The organism is Flavobacterium melibiosi (assembly GCF_048158545.1).
Taxonomy (GTDB): domain Bacteria; phylum Bacteroidota; class Bacteroidia; order Flavobacteriales; family Flavobacteriaceae; genus Flavobacterium; species Flavobacterium melibiosi.
On the sequence record NZ_JBLNKU010000001.1, the window covers coordinates 309,604 to 333,395 of the forward strand.

Consider the following 23,792-nt stretch of genomic DNA (forward strand, 5'->3'; position numbering starts at 1 on the left):
ATTTTCGAAATGTTGGGATAAAAGAGCAGACTTTTTTCTTTGGTGATTGATTCATTAAAAAAATCACAGTTTCTTAAAGTCGCTAGGCTTCATGTTTTTTTGTTTTTTAAAGTAATTCGATAGATGGCTTTCGTCTGTAAAACCAAATTCATAAGCAATTTGTTTGATGGACATTTGGTTGTTGGAAATTCTTTTTTCGATTAATTTGGTTCGTAGATTCTTGATGTAATCTCTATAGGTTATCGAAAAACTTCGTTTGAAATAAGTACCGAAGTAAGTATGGGAGATATTAAAATGTCTCGAAATTGATTTGATTTGAATCAGTTTTGGATTGTATATATTTTGATGAATGTAAGAAGTAATCTGTTCGTTGTCAATATTTGTTCCTGTAACTTGCATATTCATGCAACGCATTGTTTCCTTGATTAATCCGAAAATTGATAAAACTTGGTAAAAAACAATTGGCGATGTTGAAACATTCGTTTTGCTATTGTAAGCAGTAATGTTTTCTACTGTATTTTTTAAAATTGTCTTACAGGGTTCATCCAGTTTTAAAACGTTTTCTTTTAGTGATTTATCTCGCATAAAATTTTCCGGTGTATTCAACAGAAACTCGTCACAGGACAGCTTTTTATTTGAATTGAAATAATTGTCCGTGAATTTTATAAAGACAAACCGCGTACTTTTTTTAATATCAAAGTAGTGCTCATCGTCAGGTGAAATTACAAATAAATCCCCTGTTTTATACGATAATAGATTGTTGTTCAAATGATGGATGCCGTTACCTTTTGCTATATAAATAATTTCATAATAGGTATGACTATGGGTTGGAAGGTGAAATTTGTCTTCTTCAAACTCATCAATAACTAATGTTTCAAATTGATTTAATTTAGGCATAGCGTATAATTACAAGTTTATGTTGCAAAAATACAACTTATTTGAATTTGCTATAAATAAATTTGCCCCATGTAAAAACACAAATTAGGATATCAGGTATTGTTGTCGCCTTTTTATCTAATCGCGGGAAATCCTAAAATCGAAACTTCGTTTCAAAAATTATCTCAAAAAACATTTTTAAATACATTAATATTTTTATAAAAAACAAAATGAAAAAAAGTCTCATCGCGCTCTCATTGGGTGGTTTAACTATAGGAATAACAGAATTTGTGATGATGGGTTTATTGCCGGACATTGCTTCAGATTTAAAAATTACAATACCAGTCGCTGGATATTTAATTTCTGCTTATGCTTTGGGAGTCGTAATTGGCGCGCCCTTATTGGTTATTATTGCAAGAAATTATCCGCCTAAAAAAATACTTTTGATTTTGGCTGCTATGCTTACTTTTTTTAATGCGCTTTCGATTATTGCACCAAATTATGAATTTTTATTCGCTTCAAGATTGCTTTCTGGATTGCCTCATGGAGCTTTTTTTGGAGTTGGAGCTGTTGTTGCCAGCAGTCTGGCTGATAAAGGAAAAGAAGCGCATGCTATATCCATTATGTTTTCGGGATTGACAATAGCGAATCTTGCGGGAGTTCCAATTGGAACCTATATTGGACATCATTATACGTGGCGTTATACGTTTATAATAATTACAATTGTTGGGTTCTTAACTTTTGTTTCTCTTTATTTTTGGATGCCGAACCTTAGAGCAGGAGCAAAAGAAACAATTAAAAGCCAGTTGCAGTTTTTTAAGCAAACTGAAGCCTGGTTGATTATTTCAATTACTGCTTTTGGTTGTGGTGGATTATTTTGCTGGATTAGCTATATTGCTCCGCTATTGACAGATGTTTCTAAATTTTCCGCTGAAGATGTGCCATATATCTTAGTCTTGGCAGGTTTGGGAATGGTTTTTGGAAATTTTATCGGAGGAAAATTAGCTGATAAATTTTCTCCTGCAAAAACAATTATAATGCTGCTTTTTATAATGGCCTTGGATTTATTGTTAGTGTATTTCTTTTCTTCAAGTCAGTATATGACTTTAGTATTAGTATTTTCTACGGGTTGTATTTCTTTTGCAATTGTGGCGCCAATTCAGGTGCTTATGATTCAGACAGCTGTTGGTGCTGAAATGATTGCTTCAGCAGCAATTCAGGCTGCATTTAATATCGGAAATGCTTTGGGGGCTTTCCTCGGCGGATTACCTTTGGTGCTTGGGTTTAGTTATGCATCTCCCAATTTAATTGGTGTTGGTATGTCGCTTGTGGGAGTTCTTGTTGCTTTTGCATTTCTTCAAAGAAAGAGAAGCGCTTTGAAGTTGCAAGCTGTTTAAATATTTAAATGTGCACATTTTATTTAAAAAAAAGACATAAAAAAACCGCCAATCTCACGAAAGGCAGTTTTAATTTATTCTATAATAACATTTTCTTTTTTATCGTAGAAATGATATTCTAAATACGTGTAAGCGTCACGAGGTATGATTTTCACCCACTTTTTATGTTCAAGAAACCATTTTGAACGTAATGATGGAAAACCTTTGGTAAGGTATGCTGCCACAAATGGATGTACATTAAGTACCACTTCTTTGTGGTTTTTTAAAACTCTTTCTAAATCAGAAGCAATTTTATCAATGATTAATATTGGAGCTTCAATTTCTCCATTTTCATTGTTTGGATCTTCTTCTCTAGTTTTAATGTTTACTTCGGGTCTTACTCTTTGTCTAGTAATTTGAACTAATCCAAATTTGCTCGGAGGTAAGATTTTATGTTTTGCTTTATCATCGCTCATTTCTTCTCTTAGGAATTCGAACAAAACTTTACGATTTTCGGGATTAGACATATCGATAAAATCTACTACAATGATACCACCCATATCGCGAAGACGCAATTGTCTTGCAATTTCAGCAGCAGCAATCATATTCACTTCCATGGCCGTATCTTCCTGGTTGGTAGCTTTATTAGAACGGTTTCCGCTATTTACGTCTATAACGTGCAAAGCTTCAGTATGTTCGATAATAAGATAAGCTCCTTTACTCATGGAAACGGTTTTTCCAAAGGATGTTTTGATTTGTCTCTCTATGTTATATTTCTCAAAAATAGGCGTATCATTTGATTGATAAAACTTAACAATTGATTGTTTTGAAGGTGCAATTTCTTGCAAATAATCCTTCGTTTGGTTGTACAACTCTTCATCATCAATTTGAATACCACTAAAGGTATCATTAAACACGTCTCTTAATATTGAAGAGGCTCTGTTGAGTTCTCCTAATACTTTGGACGGATGATGAGCAGTTGGTAATTTTTTACACATTGCAGTCCATCTGCTAAGCAGGTTCTGCAAATCTTTTTCTAATTCGGCTGTATTTTTGCCTTCGGCTACTGTGCGAACAATAACACCAAATCCTTTTGGTTTGATGGATTGTACTAATCGTTTCAAGCGTTCTTTTTCCTTTTTGTCTTCTATTTTTTGAGAAATAGAAACACGGTCAGAAAACGGAACTAAAACTATAAATCTTCCGGCAAGAGAAAGCTCAGCGCTAATTCTTGGACCTTTTGTAGATATTGGTTCTTTGACGACTTGTACTAAAATAGATTGATTGGCACTTATTACATCTGTAATGGTACCATCTTTGTCTATTTCTTTTTCAAACTGAAAGGTTTTTAGGGAGAAATCTTTTAATTTACCTGCGCTTACAAGTTTTATGAATTTCAGTTGGGAAGATAGATTAGGGCCTAAATCGTGATAATGTAAAAAAGCATCTTTTTCGAAGCCTACATTTACAAAAGCAGCGTTAAGTCCGGCAACGGGTTTCCTAATTTTGGCAATAAAAATATCACCTACCTGGAAGTTGCTTTTTTCTTCTTCTTTGTGTAATTCAATTAGTTTTCCATCTTTTAATAAGGCAAAATCTACTGCTTCAGAACTAGATCTAATGATTAATTCTTTATTCACACTGTAAATTTTTTATCTATTCGCCAAGGCGAACAAATGGATTAAACAATATTTTAACAGGTATTGAACCCGGGGAAAATTAGCTGGCAGTTTGCAGTGTTAAGTTCGCAGTTGACTGAATACTAAAAACTGAATACTGATTACTAACTTTCGATTTCAATGAACGTTTAAAAAGAAAAAAGTAGTTTAAAACTACTTTTTCTTTTTGTGACGGTTAGCTCTCGCTCTTTTTTTACGTTTGTGAGTCGCTACCTTATGTCTCTTTCTTTTTTTACCGCTTGGCATATCTTGAAGATTTTATGATTAATTAATTTATTATTTTGCTTCGTTATTTATTTTTACTCCTTCAACAAAAACTTTTGCAGGTTTGAAGGCTGGAATGTTGTGTGCAGGAATTTTTATTGTTGTATTTTTAGAGATATTTCTACCTGTTTTTTCAGCTCTAGTTTTTACGATAAAACTTCCAAAACCTCTTAAATAAACATTGTCTCCAGTTTCTAATGAATTTTTTACTTCATTCATAAAAGTCTCTACAGTTGCTTGCACATCTCCTTTTTCAAGACCTAATTTTTCTGAAATTTTTGCTACGATATCTGCTTTCGTCATTTTCTTTCCTATTTATTATGTTGTACTATTTTTTTGAGTTTGCAAATATAGGAATTTAAAAAACAATTATTCAAGCTAATTCATTAAATTTTAATAACATAAACTTTTACTTTTGCCAACAAATAATTAAAATATGACTTTTTCTAACTTGCTAATACAATGGTATTTACATAACAAGCGCGATTTGCCTTGGCGGAATACAACCAATCCTTACCCTATTTGGCTCTCGGAAATTATGTTGCAACAGACAAGAGTCGCTCAGGGGATGCCTTATTTTCTTTCATTTACAGCCGCATTTCCTACCGTTTTTGATTTGGCGAAAGCCGATGAAGAGCAAGTTTTGAAACTTTGGCAAGGTTTGGGGTATTATTCCCGTGCCCGAAATTTACACAAAACGGCTCAGCATGTTGCGGATGAATTATCAGGTGTTTTCCCGACTACTTATAAGGACTTGTTGCAATTAAAAGGAATTGGAGAATATACCGCGGCGGCAATTGCATCTTTTTCTTATAATGAAGTGGTTCCTGTTGTTGATGGAAATGTGTTTCGGGTTTTGTCGCGTTATTTTGATATAGAAACTGATATTGTTGCGGCTTCCGCCAAAAAGGAATTTGCTGCTCTGGCTTTTGAATTAATGCCGAAAGATAATCCTGCCATTTTTAATCAAGCCATCATGGAGTTTGGGGCTTTGCAATGTGTTCCTAAAAGTCCTAATTGCAGTATTTGTGTTTTTAACGGAAGTTGTGTCGCTTTGCAAAAAAATAAAGTTGATCAATTACCTGTAAAGTCTAAGAAACTCAAAGTAAGGAATCGTTTTTTTAATTATTTAGTTCTTAATGATGAAAATAATAATACAATAATTCAAAAGCGAACTGATAAAGGAATTTGGCACAATTTATATGAGTTTCCTTTGATAGAAACCGAAAAGGAAGAAGAATTTAGTTTTATTTCAACACAAATACAAAAGGATTTTGGCGTTAATCATGAAATTATAAGTGTTGCTGAATGTAATGGAAAAAGCATTATTCATAAATTATCGCACCAACATTTATATATTAAGTTTTGGAAAGTGAATATCAATGGTGTCCTCAAAAAAGGAATAAATAATGTCGATTTGAAAACATTTCCCTTTCCTATTGTGATTCATAATTTTATTGAAAAGGATTTATAAAGTTTCTAAAAAAATGTATCTTTGGTAGAAATACAATTCAAACATATATGAACGGAACATTGAATAAAGTTATGCTGATAGGTCATCTTGGGGATGATGTCAAAATGCATTATTTTGATGGAGGAAATTGTATCGGTAGATTTCAATTGGCAACGAATGAAGTTTATATTAATAAAACTACTAACGAAAAAATCACTTCTACGGAGTGGCATAATTTGGTTGTTCGCAATAAAGCGGCCGAACTTTGTGAAAAGTACCTCTCGAAAGGAGATAAAATATATGTAGAAGGCCGATTAAAATCACGTCAGTGGCAAGCGGAAGACGGATCAACTAAATATACAACCGAAATTCAAGTGACTGAATTTACTTTTTTATCCACTAAGAAGGATAACGAGAATAACAAACAAAGCCCAAATCCTGAACCCATAAAAAACGCTAACTTTGACCCGCAAAACAACGGTTTGCCAGTCAATGATTTGCCGTTTTGATTGTTTAACTAATCTTTTTTAATTTGGACCCAGAGCCCAGTTTATTTTTTGCTTACGCCATAGACACTGACTTGGTGTTTGGTTTTGTTGGCATATTTGCCTTACTTTTTTGTTCTGCAATTGTTTCAGGAGCTGAAGTGGCATTGTTTTCTTTGTCTCAAAAAGACATTGACGAAGCGTTGCACGAAAATGTTTCAAAAGGAAAAATTATCTCTGATCTTTTAGAAAAACCCAAAAAACTTTTAGCTACACTTCTAGTCGCCAATAATTTTATCAACATTGGAGTAGTAATCTTATTTTCATTTGTTGGAAGAAATTTGTTTGCTGCAGTAACTTCGTCGGTCATAAAATTTATTTTGGAGGTAATTGTGGTTACCTTCTTACTATTGTTATTTGGAGAAGTTTTACCAAAAGTATATGCCAGCAGAAACAATATCAAGTTTGCTAAGTTGATTGCATATCCCGTTGCAGCACTTGATAAATTACTTTCTCCGATAAGTTTACCCATGCGCGCTGCCATTATCTATTTGCATAATAAATTAGGAAAACAAAAAACAAACTTCTCCGTCAATCAATTGTCTCAGGCGCTGGAACTGACAGCTTCAGATGAAACTTCTTCAGAAGAGCAAAAAATATTAGAAGGAATTGTGAGTTTTGGAAATACGGATACAAAACAGGTGATGAGTCCCAGAATCGATATTTTTGCTTTAGAAATAGATGAAATTTTTTCAGTTATTTGTCCAAAAATTATAGAAAAAGGATATTCGAGAATTCCTGTTTATAGAGATAATATTGATCAAATAGAAGGCGTTTTATTTGTAAAAGATTTACTTCCGCATATTAACACAAGTGAATTTGATTGGAAATCATTATTAAGAGAACCATTTTTTGTTCCAGAAAATAAAAAATTAGATAATTTGTTGAAGGATTTTCAAAGTATGAAAAGTCATTTGGCAATTGTAGTCGATGAATACGGGGGGACTTCCGGTTTGGTTTCTTTGGAAGATATAATCGAAGAAATTGTTGGTGATATCAGTGATGAATTTGATGATGAAAATATTAATTTTTCTCAAATTGATGATAAAAATTATCTTTTTGAAGGAAAAATAAATCTCAAAGATTTCTATAGAATTATTGATGTAGACGAAGAGTTATTCGAAATTAAAAAAGGAGAGGCCGAAACATTAGCCGGATTTATTCTTGAGATTTTAGGGAATTTTCCAAAAAAAGATCAGAAAATCTCATTTGAAAACTGCCAATTCACGGTAGAAGCGGTGGATAAAAAAAGAATTAAACAAATAAAAGTAACGATTGAATAATGCTCCCCTAGCCCCTACTAAGTAGGGGAAGTGATGTTTGAATATGTTATTTTAAAATTTCAGAAGATTAAATAAATTTAGAATAAAAATGTTAAAAAAAACAATTACTTTCTCGATGATAGTGTTGATGTCATTCTTGAGTTTTAGCTGTAAAGACGATGTTATACCAAAACCATCCAGTTATTTACGATTGGATTATCCGGAAGCAAAATATGTAAATTTCGAAAATGATTGTCCATTTGCTTTCGAAATAAATTCAGATGCTGTTATTAAAGGGGAGAAAAATTGTGGGTTTACTATTTTGTATCCAAAAATGAAAGCTACTATTTATCTTACGTATAAACCGGTGAATAATGATATCGACAAATTATTGCGTGATGCTCAAAAGCTAACCTATGAGCATGTGATAAAAGCAGATGATATATTAGAACAACCGTATTTGAATCCCAGCAAAAAGGTGTATGGCATGTTTTATCAGGTAGATGGGAATGCGGCAACGAACTCACAGTTTTATGCAACGGACAGTGCCAAGCATTTTGTAACGGGTTCCGTTTATTTCTATACAAAACCTAATTTTGACTCCATTATGCCTGCTGCAAGTTATATCAAAAATGATATGCAGCGGTTGATGGAAACTTTGACGTGGAAATAATTAAATGAAAATAGTGGTAAAACGATTAGCAGTAATTTTTAACTACATAAGATATTTAAGAACAAATAAGTTTATTTATAATTGTCATTCAAGCCATAATTCTTAAGTGACCTTCAATTTCATATGGTTCAATAAAAAAAAGCATTCGCCAGTAACGAATGCTTTTTTTATAAAATTTGAAAGTCTGAATTACGACTTCAAATTTGAAACTTTGTATGTTTTACCATCTGCAGCTGCTTCCACAACTGTAGTTAATTTTTCTGGAGTTTGAACCGTTTTGTCAAAAGTCACGGTGGCTAGTTTTGTGTCAAAATCTACCGTTGCTTTTTGAACTCCTTCAAGTCCGGTTAAATCTTCTTGAATAGTTTTGGCACAACCAATCGCGCAAGTCATTCCTTCCACTTTGAAACTTGTGGTTTGCAGATTAGCGGCAGCAATTTCTTTTTTAACTTTCGGTACGGTTGTTTCTGTTGAAGCCTTTGTAGTCGAAGTAGTTTCTACAGTGTTTTTTTTGCAACTTACAAACAAAAGGCCAGCAAGTGTTATAGCTGCTATTGATTTTGTGAAATTCATTTTTATGGGATTTAAATTAAAGGTCTAATTATCAGCTGCAAAATTAATGAAAAAAAGAAGCCCTATTTCATAAAATTATTACAATTTTGGGACAAAATTAGATTTATGAATTCGAAACAATTGAAATGGTTTTACTTGATGGTTCTTGCCTTAGTTTGGGGAAGTTCATTTATATTGATAAAAAAAGGATTGGTCGGCTTAACTGCTTTACAATTAGGGTCATTACGAATCATTTTTGCTGCGGTTTTTCTTTTGTTGATAGGTTTTAAAAGTTTAGCAAAAATCCCAAAAGAAAAATGGAAATATATAGCCCTGACTTCTATGTTTGGTACTTTTATTCCAGCCTATCTTTTTGCGATTGCCCAAACGGAAATCGACAGTTCCGTAAGTTCAATTTTGAATTCATTAACGCCTTTAAATACTTTAGTTTTGGGAGCTTTGGCGTTTGGGTTACAGTTTAGACGAAATCAAATTTTTGGAGTTTTAATTGGTTTAATAGGAAGTGCTTTGTTGATTTTGAATGGAGCTATTCATCATCCGGAACAAAATTACTATTACGCTATTTTAGTTCTAATTGCTTCTGTTTGCTATGCTGTGAATGTCAATTTGTTAAAAAAATATTTGCATGATTTGAGTCCATTGAGTATCACTACGGGGAATTTTGCATTTCTGTTGTTGCCAACAATAAGTATTTTATTTTTCTCCGGTTTTTTCGAAGTGGTACACGATGTGAAAGTGCAGGAGTCGGTTTTGTTTATAATGGTTCTCGGGGTTGTAGGAACTGGAATTGCAAATATTCTGTTCTTTAAACTTATCCAAATGTCTTCTCCTGTTTTTGCTACTTCAGTAACGTATTTAATTCCAATAGTTGCTTTCTTTTGGGGGTTATTGGATAATGAAATGTTGACGCCAGTTCAGTTTTTCGGGGCTTTTATTATTTTGATTGGGGTTTATTTATCGGCTAAGAAATAGTGCTTGGATAAAAGATAATAGACGAGTAGATGATAGATTGTAACTATTCATTTAAGAACAAAGGCTGTCTTTTAAGGCAGCCTTTGTTGTTTTTTAACGTAAGAACAGATTTTATTTGTAAACGGGTTTTTCTACCGAATTTCCATAATTATCAAAGTAAAATATTGGAATTTTTAGTTTTTCCAATCCTGGAATCACTTCTGATCCTTTTCCTGCAATAATTATTCGGGTATTGTCTAAAAGGAAATACTTGTTGGCAGCACGAAGAATATCATCTGGCGTTACAGCGTTTATGGTTTTGATGTAATTTTCATAAAAATCAGCGGGAAGATCTTCGGTTTCTATGTTTAAGGCATACCGTGCAATTGCCTGAGGTTTTTCTACCTGCATTACAAAGCGTCCTATATATCCTGCTTTTACACTTTTAAGTAATTCAGGAGATACCTTCTCGGTTCTTATTTTTTTAATTTCTTTGATGAATTCCACAACGGCACTATCGGTAACGGTACTTTTTACAGCAGATGTTGCTCTCAATTTAGTAACGTATTTTCCAGAGCCGATGATTGCATTTGCGCCATAAGTCCAACCATTTTTTTCTCTTAAATTCATATTGAGGTAACTATTGAAATCTCCGCCAAGAATATAAGTAGCAATAACTGCAGGGAAGAAGTCTTTGTCGCTCATTTTTAAATTTACCGTATTTACTAATGAAATCTCTGATTGAACTGCATTAGGGACATCAACAAAATTGATTTGGGTAAAAGGTACATTTTGGGGAGCGGCATAGGTCAATTTTGGAGTGCTTCTTTTTTCCCATGAACCAAAAAGTTTTTCAACAATAGGTTTAACATCGTCATATTTAATATCTCCAATAATTACCAAATATCCATTTTCGGGAACGAAGTAGTTTTGATAATTGGATTCCACATCAGCAAGCGTTACGTTTTTAAGTGTCTCTTCGGTCATGTATTCACCGGAAGGATGGTTTTTTCCAAAGGCAAGCGCATCAACCACTCTGTTAGCAATTGCAGGAACGCTTTTTTCCTGCGCTTTGAGTCCTTCTAATAATTTGGCTTTCTCTTTATCGAATTCTTCTTGGGTAAATTTTGGATGCAATGCTCCTGAAGCCATAAGTTCTAAGATTCTTCCTGAATATTTAGATAGGGAACTGGCATAAGCGCCTTGCGAACTAAAGTTGATGTTGGCGCCCAAAAAATCAATTTCTTCGTTGAAAGCATCTTTTGCAATTTTCACACTTCCGTTTCCTATCAGGTTATTGCATAATTCATCGACACCTTTTTTATTGCCTTCTGCAAATGGAGCGTTGTCTAATGCAAGATTAAAAGTTACTCTGGGTAATTTGTGATTTTCTACAATCATTACTTTTAAACCATTGTCTAAAGTAAAGGTTTGCGGTTTTTTTATATTTACGACTGGAGAAGTTCCAGGTTTTGGTTGTGGACGATTTTGTGCTTGCATGATTCCTGTTATGAACAAAATGAATAATAGAATAGTTGTTTTTTTCATGATTGAAAAGGTCTTAATTTCGAGCCTCCGCTTTTGAAGGAACATAATCCAAAATAAGTCTTTGATTTGGATTTAAATATTTGTTGGCTACATCTCTAATTTCTTCACGTGTTATAGAATGAAATAAATCAATCTCTGTGTTAATCAAATTCACATCGCCATAAAGCAAATAGTAAGTCGCTAGATTTTCGGCAATTCCTTCCAGGTTTCCATTCTTATTCACAAAACGATTGTCAAATGTATTTTTTAATTTTTGAAAATCTTTCTCCGAAATCAATTCGGTCTGGATTTTTACAATTTCCTCATCAACCTCTTTTATTAAATCAGCTGAAGTGTGCTTTCCCATTGGTAAACCATACAAAATATACATACCGTAATCTTCCTGACTAAAACCAACAGCATCAATTTGTAAAGCCATTTTTTTCTCGTCAACAATTTTCTTGTATAGTTTAGAACTTTTCCCGTCGCTTAAATAAGAGGATATTAAGTCCAATACTCTGGCGTCTCTCGTTTTCATCGAAGGAGTTCTGTAAGTAGCTACAACCATTGGAATCTGAATATTTGAATCCTCGTAGGTTGCTCTTATAGTTTGTGTAATAGGTTCTTCGGTGAAAATTTGTTTTTTTATTTCCTTCCCTTTTTGGATTGATCCAAAATATTTCTGAATCCATTCTTTAGCTTTGTTTTTTTCGAAATCTCCTGCTACTACCAAAACTGCGTTGTTTGGAATGTAAAACTTTTTATTAAAAGCCTGGAATTCTTCTAAAGTGGCGGCATCCAGATGTTCCATCGAACCAATTGTTGTCCATCGATACGGATGGTTCTTGAACATGTTTTCTTTTACAGCGCCAATAATATTTCCATAAGGTTGATTGTCATAACGACTTCTTTTTTCTTCTTTTATCACTCCGTTTTGAGTGTCAACGCCTATTTTATTGATTACGGGATGCATTAATCTTTCGGATTCCATCCAAAGTGCCAATTCTAAATTGTTTGATGGGAATACTTCATAATAATAGGTACGATCATCAGAGGTGTTGGCATTATTTATTCCGCCATTTGAAGTGACGATTTTGAACCATTCGCCACGTTTAATATTTTCAGTTCCTTCGAATAAAAGGTGTTCAAAAAAATGGGCAAATCCAGTTCTGTCCGGTGTTTCATCTTTCGAACCTACATGATACATTACAGAAGTCACAACAACTGGCGCTGATGGATCGTTATGTAATATGACATGCATGCCATTGTCTAAATCATATTCTTCGAAAGCTATTTTTTGAGCCGAAGCTATTCCTCCCAGCATAAGTGCAGTACTTAACATTATTATTAATTTTTTCATACGGATTAATACATTTCTATTTACAATAGATAAAAACGAAAAATATTTATACCTCAAAAATACCTTTTTTTAATCATGATTGTCTGATGATTTCAAGTTTCAGTTAATTTTAACAAATTTTGACTGGATAAATACTGTTTAGGAATATATAAAGTGTTGAAAAACAAACTTTAAAACAGATGAAGTATTTTTTTGCTTGAGGGATTGCGGGATAAATATTTAATTGTATATTTGCAACCTTAAAAATTATTAAAACAATTCAGTATGTATGCAATCGTAGAGATAGCAGGGCAACAGTTCAAAGTAAGCAAAGACCTAAAGGTTTACGTTAACCGTTTGACAAATGAAGAAGGTTCGAAAGTTTCTTTCGATAAAGTTTATTTGTTAGATGATAACGGTACAATCACAATAGGCGCCCCAGCTATAGAAGGTGCTTCAGTAGAAGCTAAAGTGTTACAACACTTAAAAGGAGATAAAGTTATCGTTTTCAAAAAGAAAAGAAGAAAAGGATACAAAAAGAGAAACGGTCACAGACAATATCTTACTCAAATTGTAATTGAAGGTATTACTGGTGTTGGTGCTAAGAAAGCAGCTCCTAAAAAAGCAGCAGTTGAAGCAACTACAGAAGAAGAAGTTGAAGCTCCTAAGAAAAAGGTAGCTAAAGCTAAAAAAGAAGATACACAAGAATAATAACAAAATAAAACTAATACGTCATGGCTCACAAGAAAGGTGTCGGTAGTTCTAAGAATGGTAGAGAATCAGAATCAAAACGTTTAGGTGTTAAGATTTTTGGTGGTCAAGCTGCTATTGCTGGGAACATCATCGTAAGACAAAGAGGTTCAAAACATAATCCAGGTGCAAATGTTTACATCAGTAAAGATCACACGCTACACGCAAGAGTAGATGGAGTTGTTTTCTTCCAAAAGAAAAGAGATAACAAATCTTATGTTTCTATACTTCCATTCGAAGTTGAAGCATAATTGATTTTCTCAATTATTTAAAAACCCGTTTCGAAAGAAACGGGTTTTTTGTTTTTAGCGATAATATGAATCTGTAATGGGTACTTATTAAGACTTCATCTTTATTTTAAAAATAGGAATAACTGCAATTTTAATACCGTTCATTTTTCTAGATTGTAAATCTGCAAGATTGAACTAGGGGGTATGTCTATCAGTCAGAATATTCTTTAATTAATTGAAAAAGAGGTTAATGCGTTTTGTTTTAATGATTTTAACAATAAATATTTAGTACTTTTAGTAGTAAATTATAGTATTACTAATCATTAAATTGTACAATTATGAAAAAATTATTCATGTTTACCGCAGTAATTTTGTTTAGTGGCAATATGATTGCTCAAGACAAGCTTTATTTACTATTCGAGTTTATGAAAGTTGACAATGAGCAAGAAACCGCTTATGGGGAAACGGAGAGTTTTTGGGAAAAAATTCATGACCAACGTGTTAAAAATGGAGATATTATAGGATGGGATCTTTGGTCGATGCAACCAGGAGGTGAAGATCAGGGCTATCAATATCTAACGGTTCAGGTTTTTAAAGATCCGGTCAAAATGTTTCAAGGTGGGGGTGATTTGATGGCAGCAGCCAAAAAAGCATATCCTGCAATGTCAGAGCAAGATCTTATCAATAAATTGAACCAGTCAGCTAAAAGCAGGGATTTAGCGGCAAGGATTTATTTGGAACAAATTGATCATACAAATGGACAATTTGATATGCCTGTAGGGACTGTTGCTACAATTAATTTAATGAAAGTAGCTCTTGACAACTATGAGAAATATGAAAATGCCGAATCAAAAACCTTTAAACCAGATCATCAAAAACAGGTGGATAAAGGAAATAGAGCCAGTTGGGAATTATTAAGGTTCATGTCTCCCATTGGGAGTGCTACTTATGCTTCCCATATTACTGTAGATATGTTTAAAGATTTCAATCAATATTTTGGAAGATCTAATGATAGTGATACCGTTTATACAGCGGCACAACAAAAAGCATTTCAAGATGGTCTGGCTTCAAGAGACCTGAAATGGGCTTATACTGCAACTTTGATTAAAAAAGTTCGATAATCATAAAGACTATAATTTTCACAAAAAACCCGTTTCGAAAAAAACGAGTTTTTTGTGAAAATTGATATTGTGGTTTATGTTTGTAGGTGCAGATTGTAAATTTTCGTGGTCTGGTTATTTAATTTTTCAGGTTAAGCAAAATTTTAAGCTCCTCATATTTACGAATCAAACCTTCAATTGTTCTGAATTTAAACATTATTTTCTTTCAAATATATTAAACAATTTACTACAAAGCGTCGAATTGCTTTGCTTTTAAAATGTACTTTCGGCGGATAATGCGTAAGGGATAGCAGTGGAAATCCTTTTATGCAGCGTAGCGAAATAAAAGATTGCAACGAATAGCCCGACCCGTAGTTTTTACGAAGGGTCACGCCCAAAAACAAAAAACCCTCACATTTCTGCGAGGGTTCTATCTTAATATTTAGTACTAAATCTCTTAATACTAATATCTGTAATACTCCGGTTTGAATGGACCTTCAACTGGAACACCGATATAATCAGCTTGATCAACACGTAACGTTTCCAATTCAACACCTAATTTAGCTAAGTGTAACATTGCTACTTTCTCATCAAGGTGTTTTGGTAACATGTACACGTCATTGTTGTAAGCCGCGCTGTTTTTCCATAACTCGATTTGTGCCAAAGTTTGGTTAGTAAATGAATTACTCATTACAAAACTTGGGTGACCTGTTGCACAACCTAGGTTTACCAAACGACCTTCAGCAAGGATAAGAATGTCTTTTCCAGCGATAGTATATTTGTCAACTTGTGGTTTGATTTCGATTTTTGATGCACCGTGGTTTGTGTTCAACCAAGCCATATCAATTTCGTTATCAAAATGTCCAATGTTACAAACGATAGTTTTGTCTTTCATTTTTTCGAAATGAGAACCCAAAACAATATCTTTATTTCCAGTAGTAGTAATGATAATATCAGCAGTAGCGATAACGGTATCTAATTTCTTCACTTCAAAACCGTCCATTGCAGCTTGAAGCGCACAAATTGGGTCAATTTCAGTAACGGTAACAATAGAACCAGCACCTCTAAAAGAAGCCGCAGTTCCTTTACCTACGTCACCGTAACCACAAACGATTACTCTTTTTGCAGCAAGCATAATATCAGTTGCACGACGAACCGCATCAACTGCAGATTCTTTACAACCGTATTTATTATCAAATTTCGATTTAGTAACCGAGTCATTTACGTTGATAGCAGGCATTGGTAATGTTCCAGCTTTTACTCTTTCGTATAATCTATGAACACCAGTAGTAGTTTCTTCAGATAATCCTTTGATACCAGCAACCAATTCCGGGAAACGGTCAATAACCATATTCGTCAAATCTCCACCGTCATCAAGAATCATGTTCAATGGTTTTCTGTCTTCACCAAAGAATAATGTTTGCTCAATACACCAGTCAAAATCAACTTCGTTCAACCCTTTCCAAGCATAAACTTGAATCCCTGCAGCAGCAATCGCAGCAGCAGCCTGATCTTGAGTAGAGAAAATGTTACAAGAACTCCAAGTAACTTCAGCACCAAGAGCGATTAAAGTTTCAATCAAAACTGCAGTTTGGATTGTCATGTGCAAACATCCTGCAATACGAGCGCCAGCAAGTGGTTGTTCGTTTTTGTATTCAGCACGAAGCGCCATTAAACCTGGCATTTCAGCTTCTGCTAGTTCAATTTCTTTTCTTCCCCAAGCCGCTAGAGAAATGTCTTTAACTTTGAAAGCCACAAAAGGCATAGTTGTAGTACTCATTTATAGTATATTTGTAATTACTTCGTCCGTTCGCCTTTAGGCTCGGGCGTAAAATTTTTTGCAAATTTACGGAATAACTTTAGAATTTAACTATTTTCTAGAAGATTTATGAATTGTTTAATTCGCTAATCTTTTGAACATTAACTAAATAATTTCTTTAAGCTGAACTTGTTTCAGTTTCTGGAGCTATTTCCCGTTATTCGCTATATCTTTTTACACGCAAAAAAGCGTGAAAAAAGGATGCCGCTACTACCGGGGCTAAAAAACAAAACCTGAACACGATGCCACTTTTCAAAACCATAAATTTCTCCCGAAGCGTCGGGACCACCACCCAAATTCTCGTTTGGAAAGTAACCGAATCCTATGCTGAATTATTAGAACAAGTGGTCTTAAACGATAGCAACCGCATACGGTTCGATGGAATGAAATCCGAAATGCACCAACGCGCCTTTCTCAGTGTTCGCAAATTATTGCAGGAAACGGGCCACACCGATTTAGATTTGTATTATGATGAATTCGGGAAACCGCATCTTAATGGAGAGAAGCATATTTCGATAACACATTCCCATAATTTTTCGGCAATTATTATCAGTGATGAAACCGTAGGTATTGACATCGAATTGCAAAGAGACAAAATCATCCGAATCGCCGATAAATTCTGTGACTCAGAATTTCAATTCTTATCACCAAGCTTCGGGACTGAAAAAAAACAAGATTACATTCGGAAATTGACCGTAATTTGGGGCGCCAAAGAAGCCATCTTTAAAATCCGAAACGAAAAAGGAATCAGTTTCAAAGACCACATATGTGTTGAAAATTTTGAAATTAACATTAAACAAACTATAGCCAAACTTCATTTTAATAATTTGGTTAAGGATTTCAATATTCATTTTGAAGAAATAGAGGAATTCACTTTAGTTTATGCCTTCGAAAATTAGTAATCAGTTAAATAATCCGTGTAAAAGTAAAACCCGCGTTATCTGCATGCCAAAAATGACAAACATTTATAACGAAATCATCCAATCGAAAGTCAAACGTCAAAAACTCTTGGCGATTCTTCTTGATCCTGATAAAGTAGTTTTGGAGAATTTATCCGTTTTAATTTCAAAAATAAATCAATCGCCGGCAACTCATATTTTCATTGGTGGAAGCCAGGTTACAACTAATATTCTAGATGAATTGATTGTACAAATTAAACAAAATTGTGATTTGCCAATCGTTCTTTTTCCAGGAAATCCATCCCAGATTTCAGATAAAGCCGATGCGATTTTGTTTTTGTCTTTAATCTCTGGTCGCAATCCTGATTTTTTAATCGAACATCAGGTAAATGCGGCACCCATTTTAAAGAAAACCCAACTCGAAATCATTCCCACTGGATATATTCTCATAGAAAGTGGCACTGAAACTGCCGTGGAAAGAGTGAGCAAAACAAAGCCTTTAGGCAGAAACAATCTGGATTTAGCATTGGCAACGGCACAAGCTGGTGAAATGTTAGGTAATAAGTTGATTTATCTGGAAGCGGGAAGTGGAGCAAAACAAGCAGTTCCCCTCGAAATGATTAAACAAGTAGCTCAAAATATTGAAATTCCAGTATTGGTTGGCGGCGGAATTGTAGATTTGCAAGGAATTCAAAACGCTTACTATGCAGGAGCTGATTTAGTAATTATAGGAACCGCTTTTGAAAACAATATTAATTTTTTTAATTCTGAAATGCTTCGCCAGTTCGCTAACGCTCGGGTCAAAAATCGTTAATCAGCAATCTAAAATCAAATGATAGAATATTTTTTTTCTCAATATAGAGATTACCCAACATTCGACATAGTTTTGGAAATTGTAGCAGTCGTTTTTGGTTTGTTAAGTGTTTGGTACGCTAAAAAAGATAATATTTTGGTTTTCCCAACAGGACTGGTAAGTACATTTATTTATGTTTATTTGCTTTGGAAATGGACTTTATGGGGTGATATGATGATCAATGGATACTATTTTGTGATGAGTATTTATGGTTGGTACCATTGGACCAGAAAAAAAGATGATACGGTTGAGTTCCCAATTTCAAAAATTTCCAGTTCTGAAAAACGAATTGCGATAATTCTTTTTATATTTACGGTCGCTTTTGTGGTTTCGGTGTATCACTATTTCGGAAAATTCACCACTTGGTATGCTTATGTAGATACATTTATCACAGGAATTTTCTTTGTAGGGATGTGGCTCATGGCCAAAAGGAAAGTAGAAAATTGGGTATTTTGGATTATTGGAGATGTAATTTCAATTCCATTATATTTTTCAAAAGGATTTACTTTTACAAGTTTTCAATACGTAGTATTTACAATAGTTGCCGTTTACGGCTATTTAGAATGGAAAAAAAACTTAGACAGTTCCCAAATGGAACTACAGAAATCATAAAAATTGCTCTTTTTGGTCCTGAAAGTACGGGTAAAACGACATTAGCAAAACAACTCGCCGAATATTATAAAACGGAATGGGTGCCTGAGTTCGCACGGGATTATCTTCAAGAAAAATGGAATGAAAATCAGCAAATTTGTGATATTGACGACATGCTTCCTATTGCTTTAGGGCAAACTAAATTAGAAAATGAAAGCGCTTTAATTGCTAATAAATATCTTTTTTGTGATACTAATTTATTGGTGACCAAGGTTTTTTCGGAAGTATATTATGATTATTGTGATCCATTATTAAACCAAGCGGCTCTTGAACATGAATACGATTTATTTTTTCTGACTGATATTGACGTTCCGTGGGAAAAAGATGATTTAAGAGATAGTCCAGAAAAAAGAGAATCCGTGTTTGCAGTTTTTAAGCAATCCTTAATTGATAATAAAAAACCATTTATAACGCTTACGGGAGACAAGAATTTACGATTAAATAAAGCTATTTCAATAATCGATGATTTGACAGAAGCAAAAAAAATGGGTTTTTCTTCTGTTGATTTTGTCCAAATTTATGAAAATGAAATTCCATTGGAAAACATCAAACAACAATTGAGTTTTTTCAGGAATGGAATAACAAAGAGTAATTTAGTAGGGCCTGCAACTTTGTTTAACGGTATTTTGAAATTATCTGAAAGTAATTTTCAAGAAAAAGCAATGTTTTTTGATGAAAACAAATCGAAATTAAAATTGGAAAAATTCGTTCCTGCATCGGGTGCGGCAAGTAGAATGTTTAAGTTTTTGCTTTCTTTTTTGAAAGATTATGATATTGAAAATGAAACCATCAATGCATATATAAACAGAAAAAAAGATACGGAATTATCTATTTTTATAGTTGGCTTAGAAAAATTTCCATTTTTTAAGATAATTGATAAAAAATTAAGAGAAGAATTTCCTGACTTTGAATCTTTCGATAGAGATTATAAAAATTATTATTTCATAAAATTACTTTTAGCTAAAGATTACTTTGATTTTTCAAGTAAACCAAAAGGTGCGCTTCCTTTTCATAAATATAAAAAGCGTATTGTAACTCCAGTTGAAGAGCATCTTCATGAGTGCATTTATTATGCAAGTTCTGATAATAGTTCAAATATGCATTTTACAATGTCAGAGTCACATCTGGGGCAATTTGAAACTATAATTGACGCCATTAAAAGTGAAGCAGAAATGCAATCAGAAATAGCAATAAATGTAAGTTATTCATTTCAGAATAAGAATACGGATACCCTCGCAGTAGATTTTGAGAACAACCCATTTAGGGATGAAAATGGGAGATTGTTCTTTAGACCAGGAGGTCATGGTGCTTTGATAGAAAATCTAAATCAATTAGATGCGGATATTATATTTATCAAAAATATCGATAACGTAATTCAAAACAATATTGAAAAAACGGCAAGGTATAAAAAAGCTTTAGCAGGAATTTTGATAGAATTACAGCAACAGATATTTAAGTACCTCCACGAAATTGATGCTAAAGAAATTCAACAAGAATATATTGATGCTATTTTACTTTTTTTGGAAGAAAAATTAAATATTAAAATTCCAGACGATTTTTACAAACTTAGTTTTGAAAATAAAATAATCGAAATAAAATCTCTTTTAAACAAACCTATACGGGTTTGTGGAATGGTTAAAAATGAAGGTGAAGCAGGAGGTGGACCATTTTGGGTAAAAGATGATAAAGGAATTATTTCGTTGCAAATTGTAGAAAGCTCCCAAGTAGATTTATCGAATGAGAATCAAAAGAAAATCCTTAATAGTTCGACACATTTTAATCCTGTAGACTTAGTTTGTGGAATTAAGAATTATAAAAAAGAAAAGTTTGATTTAACGCAATACGTTGATCGTAATAGTGGTTTTATAGTGGAGAAAACTACTTTTGGAAGAGATATTAAATCATACGAATTACCTGGATTATGGAATGGCGCTATGGCAAACTGGATTACCATATTTGTCCAAGTTCCTTTAATTACCTTTAATCCAGTAAAAAGTGTAAATGATTTATTAAAATCAGCACACCAACCTCAATAATTTTACTGAAACAATCCCGAAGTTTCGGGACAGCATAAATGGATAACGAAAAAATCATATCAGAATTAACTTTCAAAGCGGTTCGTAGTAGTGGTGCTGGCGGACAAAATGTAAACAAAGTCTCCTCTAAAGTGGTTTTGACTTTTGATTTAAAAAATTCTAAAGCCTTGACGGAAGAGCAAAAAATATTGCTGGAAACCAAATTATCTTCAAGATTAACAACAGATTTAGTATTAATCTTAAACTGTGACGAAGATCGAAGTCAACTTAAAAACAAAGAAATTGTAATCAAACGATTTTTAGAAATAATCAAAAATGGCTTGCAGGTTCCCAAAGAAAGGAAAGCAACTAAAATTCCAAAGTCAGTTATTAGAAAACGAATAAAAGATAAAAAGAATATTTCTGAAGTCAAGAAAAATCGAAGGAAACCAGATTTAAATTAATTATATTTTTTCGGTTATGATTATTTTTTTAAATCTAACGGTCAAACAATCTGAATATCTAAAAATCTTTTCTAAATTTGCACCGTCTCAAAGGGGTGCTCTAAATAACGAGCTGAGATTATACCCAAAGAACCTGGACAAGTAATGTTGTCAAGGGAAAAAATGACAAAAAAGCAGCTTGTACGCTACTTTAATTGTCATAGGAAACAATCATTTTAATTTAACAAAAGAATAATTCCCCCTTTTATTCGTAATCTTTTTACGGATGAATACTTTATTTTATTTTATTGGCCTCAAAGGCGCAAAGACACAAAGTTCAAGATTTTTGCTGTCTATTATCTTTTCTCTATTATCCATTTATTCTTTTTCACAAGTTAAAGACACTACCAAAGTCAGCCAACTCGATGAAGTTTTGGTTTCGGCAGTTCGTGTGACCACAAAAACACCGGTTAGTTTTAGCAATTTGGACAAAAAAGAAATCAGATTCCGAAATTTAGGACAAGATATTCCTATTCTGATGAATTATCTGCCGTCAGTTGTCACAACTTCTGATGCTGGAAACGGCGTGGGTTACACTGGAATTCGTGTCCGCGGAAGTGATGCAACAAGAGTGAATGTTACTATCAACGGGATTCCTTACAATGATTCTGAAAGTCATGGAACGTATTGGGTAAATATGCCTGATTTTGCGTCTTCAGTGGAGAGTTTGCAATTGCAACGCGGCGTAGGGACTTCTACAAATGGAGCAGGAGCTTTTGGTGCCAGTTTAAATATGCTTACTGATAATTTTGCGAAAGAAAGCACAGGTGAAATCTCGAACTCTTTTGGAAGTTTCAATACCAGAAAACATACGGTAAAATTCAGTACAGGTTTGATGAATGATCATTTCGAAATCGCGGGACGTTTATCTGCTTTGAAATCGGATGGTTACATTGATAGAGCTGCATCTGATTTGAAATCTTATTTTCTTCAAGGAACTTATGTGGGGAAAACAACGTTAATTAAAGCCTTGGTTTTTGGTGGAAAAGAGAAAACGTATCAATCTTGGAATGGAATTGACGAAGCAACTTTAAACAGCGACAGAACGTTTAATTCAGCCGGAATTTTTACGGATGAGTTTGGCCAAACACGCTATTATGATAATGAAACGGATAATTACCAACAAGATCACTCTCAATTACATTGGAACGAAAAAATTTCAAAAAATTGGAGCACGAATTTAGCTTTTCATTACACCAAAGGGAAAGGGTATTATGAAAATTATAAAGAAGATGCTGATTTCGCTGATTATGGATTACAGCCAATTGGTATAGTAACTACAACCGATTTAATTCGTCAAAAATGGTTGGATAATGATTTCTACGGAACCACATTTTCTGCAAATTATACAACTGAAAAACTAGATGTCATTTTTGGAGGCGGTTATAACAAATACGAAGGCGATCATTTTGGAAAAGTAATTTGGGCACGATATGCTTCTCAAAGTGAATTGGGAAATCATTATTATGACGATTTTGCAACGAAAACTGATGGAAATGTTTTTGCAAAAGCAAATTATCAAATAACGGAGAGAATAAGCCTATTCGGAGATTTACAGTTTAGAAGTGTTCAATACAAAGCCAACAGTTACGAAACAGGTTTGGTAAATGATACCTTTAATTTTTTCAATCCAAAGGCAGGATTGAATTTTGATATCAATGCTAAAAGCAAATTGTATTTTTCGTATGCTAAAGCCAATCGGGAACCAAACAGAACTGATTATGAAAACGGAAGTCCAAGACCTGAAAAACTAGATGATTTTGAGTTAGGATTGCGCCATGCTTCGGCAAAAGTAAAATGGAATGCTAATATTTATTATATGGGGTATAAAGACCAATTGATTCTAACAGGGGAGTTGGATGATGTAGGAAGTCCTATTAGGAAAAACAGTGGAGATAGTTATCGCTTTGGAATTGAGATTGATGCTACTGTTGCAATTTTAGATAATTTAATTATTCGTCCGAATGTTACCATAAGTACAAATAAAAATAAAGATTTTTATTTTAAAAGAGATGGTGTTTTATCGTCTTTAGGAAATACAAACATAGCTTATTCTCCAAATTTTATCGCGGGTAATATTATGACTTTTATGCCGATAAATAATTTTCAGGTATCCTTGTTGTCAAAGATTGTTGGTGATCAATATATGGGAAATATAGATTCTGAAGCGTCTAAATTAAAAGCTTATTATGTAAATGATATAAACATTTCGTATGAATTTAAGCCTAAGGCAATTTTTAAATCAGTATTGCTGTCTGGTTTGGTAAATAATGTTTTTGACTATAAGTATGTATCGAATGGCTATTTCTATACCTATGATGAGGATTATTCTAATCCGCCGGCAATTACAACAATAGAAGGAGCTGGATATTATCCTCAAGCTGGAATCAACTTTCTTGTAGGCTTAACACTGAAGTTCTAGATTTATAATAGTTATCTAGTTTTAAAGTCTGG

General features: G+C 33.4%; 22 protein-coding genes. 15 read left to right on the forward strand and 7 right to left on the reverse strand.

All coding sequences use genetic code 11. From position 1 onward, the window contains the following. Nucleotides 1-63: 63 nt before the first annotated feature. Nucleotides 64-897 carry an AraC family transcriptional regulator gene (locus tag ACM55F_RS01285; protein WP_416851882.1) on the reverse strand — a complete coding sequence of 278 codons (834 nt, stop codon included), beginning with the start codon at nucleotides 895-897 and terminating at the stop codon, nucleotides 64-66. Nucleotides 898-1,106: 209 nt separating this feature from the next. On the opposite strand from ACM55F_RS01285, the gene ACM55F_RS01290 reads away from it, so the two are divergent. Continuing rightward, on the forward strand, nucleotides 1,107-2,273 hold the full coding sequence (locus tag ACM55F_RS01290) for an MFS transporter (RefSeq protein ID WP_416851883.1): 1,167 nt from the start codon (nucleotides 1,107-1,109) through the stop codon (nucleotides 2,271-2,273). 74 nt (nucleotides 2,274-2,347) lie between these two features. Here the strand turns inward: ACM55F_RS01290 and ACM55F_RS01295 are convergent, their stop codons facing one another. Beyond that, the gene (locus tag ACM55F_RS01295; protein WP_416851884.1) at nucleotides 2,348-3,892 is read right to left on the reverse strand and encodes an Rne/Rng family ribonuclease; all 1,545 of its coding nucleotides are present in this window, start codon (nucleotides 3,890-3,892) and stop codon (nucleotides 2,348-2,350) included. A 315-nt stretch (nucleotides 3,893-4,207) separates the two neighbouring features. Further along, on the reverse strand, nucleotides 4,208-4,498 hold the full coding sequence (locus ACM55F_RS01300) for an HU family DNA-binding protein (RefSeq protein WP_016989051.1): 291 nt from the start codon (nucleotides 4,496-4,498) through the stop codon (nucleotides 4,208-4,210). A gap of 133 nt (nucleotides 4,499-4,631) precedes the next feature. Between ACM55F_RS01300 and mutY the strand changes: the two genes are divergently transcribed. From mutY to gldD, 4 genes are all read left to right on the forward strand, one after another. Beyond that, on the forward strand, nucleotides 4,632-5,669 hold the full coding sequence (gene mutY / locus ACM55F_RS01305) for an A/G-specific adenine glycosylase (protein ID WP_416851885.1): 1,038 nt from the start codon (nucleotides 4,632-4,634) through the stop codon (nucleotides 5,667-5,669). A 47-nt stretch (nucleotides 5,670-5,716) separates the two neighbouring features. Beyond that, nucleotides 5,717-6,157, forward strand: coding sequence for a single-stranded DNA-binding protein (locus ACM55F_RS01310; RefSeq protein ID WP_416851886.1), 441 nt, complete (start codon nucleotides 5,717-5,719; stop codon nucleotides 6,155-6,157). A gap of 23 nt (nucleotides 6,158-6,180) precedes the next feature. Beyond that, nucleotides 6,181-7,476 (forward strand): gliding motility-associated protein GldE, encoded by a 1,296-nt coding sequence (locus ACM55F_RS01315; RefSeq protein ID WP_416851888.1) that lies wholly within the window; start codon nucleotides 6,181-6,183, stop codon nucleotides 7,474-7,476. Between the two features lie 88 nt (nucleotides 7,477-7,564). Continuing rightward, the gene (gldD, locus tag ACM55F_RS01320; protein WP_416851889.1) at nucleotides 7,565-8,128 is read left to right on the forward strand and encodes a gliding motility lipoprotein GldD; all 564 of its coding nucleotides are present in this window, start codon (nucleotides 7,565-7,567) and stop codon (nucleotides 8,126-8,128) included. A gap of 189 nt (nucleotides 8,129-8,317) precedes the next feature. Here gldD and ACM55F_RS01325 read toward each other — a convergent pair whose 3' ends face one another. After that, nucleotides 8,318-8,701, reverse strand: a complete 384-nt coding sequence (locus tag ACM55F_RS01325; RefSeq protein WP_416851891.1) for a heavy-metal-associated domain-containing protein — start codon at nucleotides 8,699-8,701, stop codon at nucleotides 8,318-8,320. A gap of 105 nt (nucleotides 8,702-8,806) precedes the next feature. Here ACM55F_RS01325 and ACM55F_RS01330 point away from each other — a divergent pair, with 105 nt between their 5' ends. Next, the gene (locus ACM55F_RS01330; RefSeq protein WP_416851892.1) at nucleotides 8,807-9,673 is read left to right on the forward strand and encodes a DMT family transporter; all 867 of its coding nucleotides are present in this window, start codon (nucleotides 8,807-8,809) and stop codon (nucleotides 9,671-9,673) included. Between the two features lie 111 nt (nucleotides 9,674-9,784). Here the strand turns inward: ACM55F_RS01330 and ACM55F_RS01335 are convergent, their stop codons facing one another. Both ACM55F_RS01335 and ACM55F_RS01340 read right to left on the reverse strand, forming a co-directional pair. After that, entirely contained in the window at nucleotides 9,785-11,200 is a 1,416-nt protein-coding gene (locus ACM55F_RS01335; protein WP_416851894.1) for a M16 family metallopeptidase, read from the reverse strand. 13 nt (nucleotides 11,201-11,213) lie between these two features. Continuing rightward, on the reverse strand, nucleotides 11,214-12,539 hold the full coding sequence (locus tag ACM55F_RS01340) for a M16 family metallopeptidase (RefSeq protein ID WP_416851895.1): 1,326 nt from the start codon (nucleotides 12,537-12,539) through the stop codon (nucleotides 11,214-11,216). A gap of 264 nt (nucleotides 12,540-12,803) precedes the next feature. Here ACM55F_RS01340 and rplU point away from each other — a divergent pair, with 264 nt between their 5' ends. The 3 genes from rplU (at nucleotide 12,804) to ACM55F_RS01355 (ending at nucleotide 14,619) form a co-directional block, all read left to right on the forward strand. Beyond that, entirely contained in the window at nucleotides 12,804-13,229 is a 426-nt protein-coding gene (rplU, locus tag ACM55F_RS01345; protein WP_039108679.1) for a 50S ribosomal protein L21, read from the forward strand. A 23-nt stretch (nucleotides 13,230-13,252) separates the two neighbouring features. Then, complete coding sequence (gene rpmA, locus ACM55F_RS01350) at nucleotides 13,253-13,519, forward strand: 50S ribosomal protein L27 (RefSeq protein WP_086453627.1); 267 nt, start codon at nucleotides 13,253-13,255, stop codon at nucleotides 13,517-13,519. A 317-nt stretch (nucleotides 13,520-13,836) separates the two neighbouring features. Then, nucleotides 13,837-14,619 carry a hypothetical protein gene (locus ACM55F_RS01355; RefSeq protein ID WP_416851896.1) on the forward strand — a complete coding sequence of 261 codons (783 nt, stop codon included), beginning with the start codon at nucleotides 13,837-13,839 and terminating at the stop codon, nucleotides 14,617-14,619. Nucleotides 14,620-15,061: 442 nt separating this feature from the next. Here the strand turns inward: ACM55F_RS01355 and ahcY are convergent, their stop codons facing one another. After that, nucleotides 15,062-16,378, reverse strand: coding sequence for an adenosylhomocysteinase (ahcY, locus tag ACM55F_RS01360; protein ID WP_416851897.1), 1,317 nt, complete (start codon nucleotides 16,376-16,378; stop codon nucleotides 15,062-15,064). 281 nt (nucleotides 16,379-16,659) lie between these two features. Here ahcY and ACM55F_RS01365 point away from each other — a divergent pair, with 281 nt between their 5' ends. From ACM55F_RS01365 to ACM55F_RS01390, 6 genes are all read left to right on the forward strand, one after another. Further along, nucleotides 16,660-17,316, forward strand: coding sequence for a 4'-phosphopantetheinyl transferase family protein (locus ACM55F_RS01365; protein ID WP_416851898.1), 657 nt, complete (start codon nucleotides 16,660-16,662; stop codon nucleotides 17,314-17,316). Between the two features lie 55 nt (nucleotides 17,317-17,371). Next, nucleotides 17,372-18,130: a phosphoglycerol geranylgeranyltransferase gene (locus tag ACM55F_RS01370; RefSeq protein ID WP_416851899.1), complete on the forward strand. Its 759-nt coding sequence runs from the start codon at nucleotides 17,372-17,374 to the stop codon at nucleotides 18,128-18,130. 18 nt (nucleotides 18,131-18,148) lie between these two features. Continuing rightward, complete coding sequence (gene pnuC / locus ACM55F_RS01375) at nucleotides 18,149-18,781, forward strand: nicotinamide riboside transporter PnuC (RefSeq protein WP_416851900.1); 633 nt, start codon at nucleotides 18,149-18,151, stop codon at nucleotides 18,779-18,781. After that, the gene (locus tag ACM55F_RS01380) at nucleotides 18,733-20,856 is read left to right on the forward strand and encodes a DUF4301 family protein (protein ID WP_416851901.1); all 2,124 of its coding nucleotides are present in this window, start codon (nucleotides 18,733-18,735) and stop codon (nucleotides 20,854-20,856) included. The genes pnuC and ACM55F_RS01380 overlap by 49 nt, the downstream gene beginning before the upstream one ends. 38 nt (nucleotides 20,857-20,894) lie before the next feature. Continuing rightward, complete coding sequence (gene arfB, locus ACM55F_RS01385; RefSeq protein WP_416851902.1) at nucleotides 20,895-21,299, forward strand: alternative ribosome rescue aminoacyl-tRNA hydrolase ArfB; 405 nt, start codon at nucleotides 20,895-20,897, stop codon at nucleotides 21,297-21,299. Between the two features lie 265 nt (nucleotides 21,300-21,564). After that, complete coding sequence (locus ACM55F_RS01390) at nucleotides 21,565-23,760, forward strand: TonB-dependent receptor (RefSeq protein WP_416851903.1); 2,196 nt, start codon at nucleotides 21,565-21,567, stop codon at nucleotides 23,758-23,760. Nucleotides 23,761-23,792 lie beyond the last annotated feature (32 nt).

Excerpts from the sequence above, each read along its gene's own strand:
- ACM55F_RS01285 (WP_416851882.1), bottom strand. The coding sequence starts at position 897 with ATGCCTAAATTAAATCAATTTGAAACATTAGTTATTGATGAGTTTGAA.
- ACM55F_RS01290 (WP_416851883.1), top strand. The coding sequence starts at position 1,107 with ATGAAAAAAAGTCTCATCGCGCTCTCATTGGGTGGTTTAACTATAGGA.
- ACM55F_RS01300 (WP_016989051.1), bottom strand. The coding sequence starts at position 4,498 with ATGACGAAAGCAGATATCGTAGCAAAAATTTCAGAAAAATTAGGTCTT.
- mutY (WP_416851885.1), top strand. The coding sequence starts at position 4,632 with ATGACTTTTTCTAACTTGCTAATACAATGGTATTTACATAACAAGCGC.
- ACM55F_RS01310 (WP_416851886.1), top strand. The coding sequence starts at position 5,717 with ATGAACGGAACATTGAATAAAGTTATGCTGATAGGTCATCTTGGGGAT.
- gldD (WP_416851889.1), top strand. The coding sequence starts at position 7,565 with ATGTTAAAAAAAACAATTACTTTCTCGATGATAGTGTTGATGTCATTC.
- ACM55F_RS01325 (WP_416851891.1), bottom strand. The coding sequence starts at position 8,701 with ATGAATTTCACAAAATCAATAGCAGCTATAACACTTGCTGGCCTTTTG.
- ACM55F_RS01330 (WP_416851892.1), top strand. The coding sequence starts at position 8,807 with ATGAATTCGAAACAATTGAAATGGTTTTACTTGATGGTTCTTGCCTTA.
- ACM55F_RS01335 (WP_416851894.1), bottom strand. The coding sequence starts at position 11,200 with ATGAAAAAAACAACTATTCTATTATTCATTTTGTTCATAACAGGAATC.
- ACM55F_RS01340 (WP_416851895.1), bottom strand. The coding sequence starts at position 12,539 with ATGAAAAAATTAATAATAATGTTAAGTACTGCACTTATGCTGGGAGGA.
- rplU (WP_039108679.1), top strand. The coding sequence starts at position 12,804 with ATGTATGCAATCGTAGAGATAGCAGGGCAACAGTTCAAAGTAAGCAAA.
- rpmA (WP_086453627.1), top strand. The coding sequence starts at position 13,253 with ATGGCTCACAAGAAAGGTGTCGGTAGTTCTAAGAATGGTAGAGAATCA.
- ACM55F_RS01355 (WP_416851896.1), top strand. The coding sequence starts at position 13,837 with ATGAAAAAATTATTCATGTTTACCGCAGTAATTTTGTTTAGTGGCAAT.
- ahcY (WP_416851897.1), bottom strand. The coding sequence starts at position 16,378 with ATGAGTACTACAACTATGCCTTTTGTGGCTTTCAAAGTTAAAGACATT.
- ACM55F_RS01365 (WP_416851898.1), top strand. The coding sequence starts at position 16,660 with ATGCCACTTTTCAAAACCATAAATTTCTCCCGAAGCGTCGGGACCACC.
- ACM55F_RS01370 (WP_416851899.1), top strand. The coding sequence starts at position 17,372 with ATGACAAACATTTATAACGAAATCATCCAATCGAAAGTCAAACGTCAA.
- pnuC (WP_416851900.1), top strand. The coding sequence starts at position 18,149 with ATGATAGAATATTTTTTTTCTCAATATAGAGATTACCCAACATTCGAC.
- ACM55F_RS01380 (WP_416851901.1), top strand. The coding sequence starts at position 18,733 with ATGGAAAAAAAACTTAGACAGTTCCCAAATGGAACTACAGAAATCATA.
- arfB (WP_416851902.1), top strand. The coding sequence starts at position 20,895 with ATGGATAACGAAAAAATCATATCAGAATTAACTTTCAAAGCGGTTCGT.
- ACM55F_RS01390 (WP_416851903.1), top strand. The coding sequence starts at position 21,565 with ATGAATACTTTATTTTATTTTATTGGCCTCAAAGGCGCAAAGACACAA.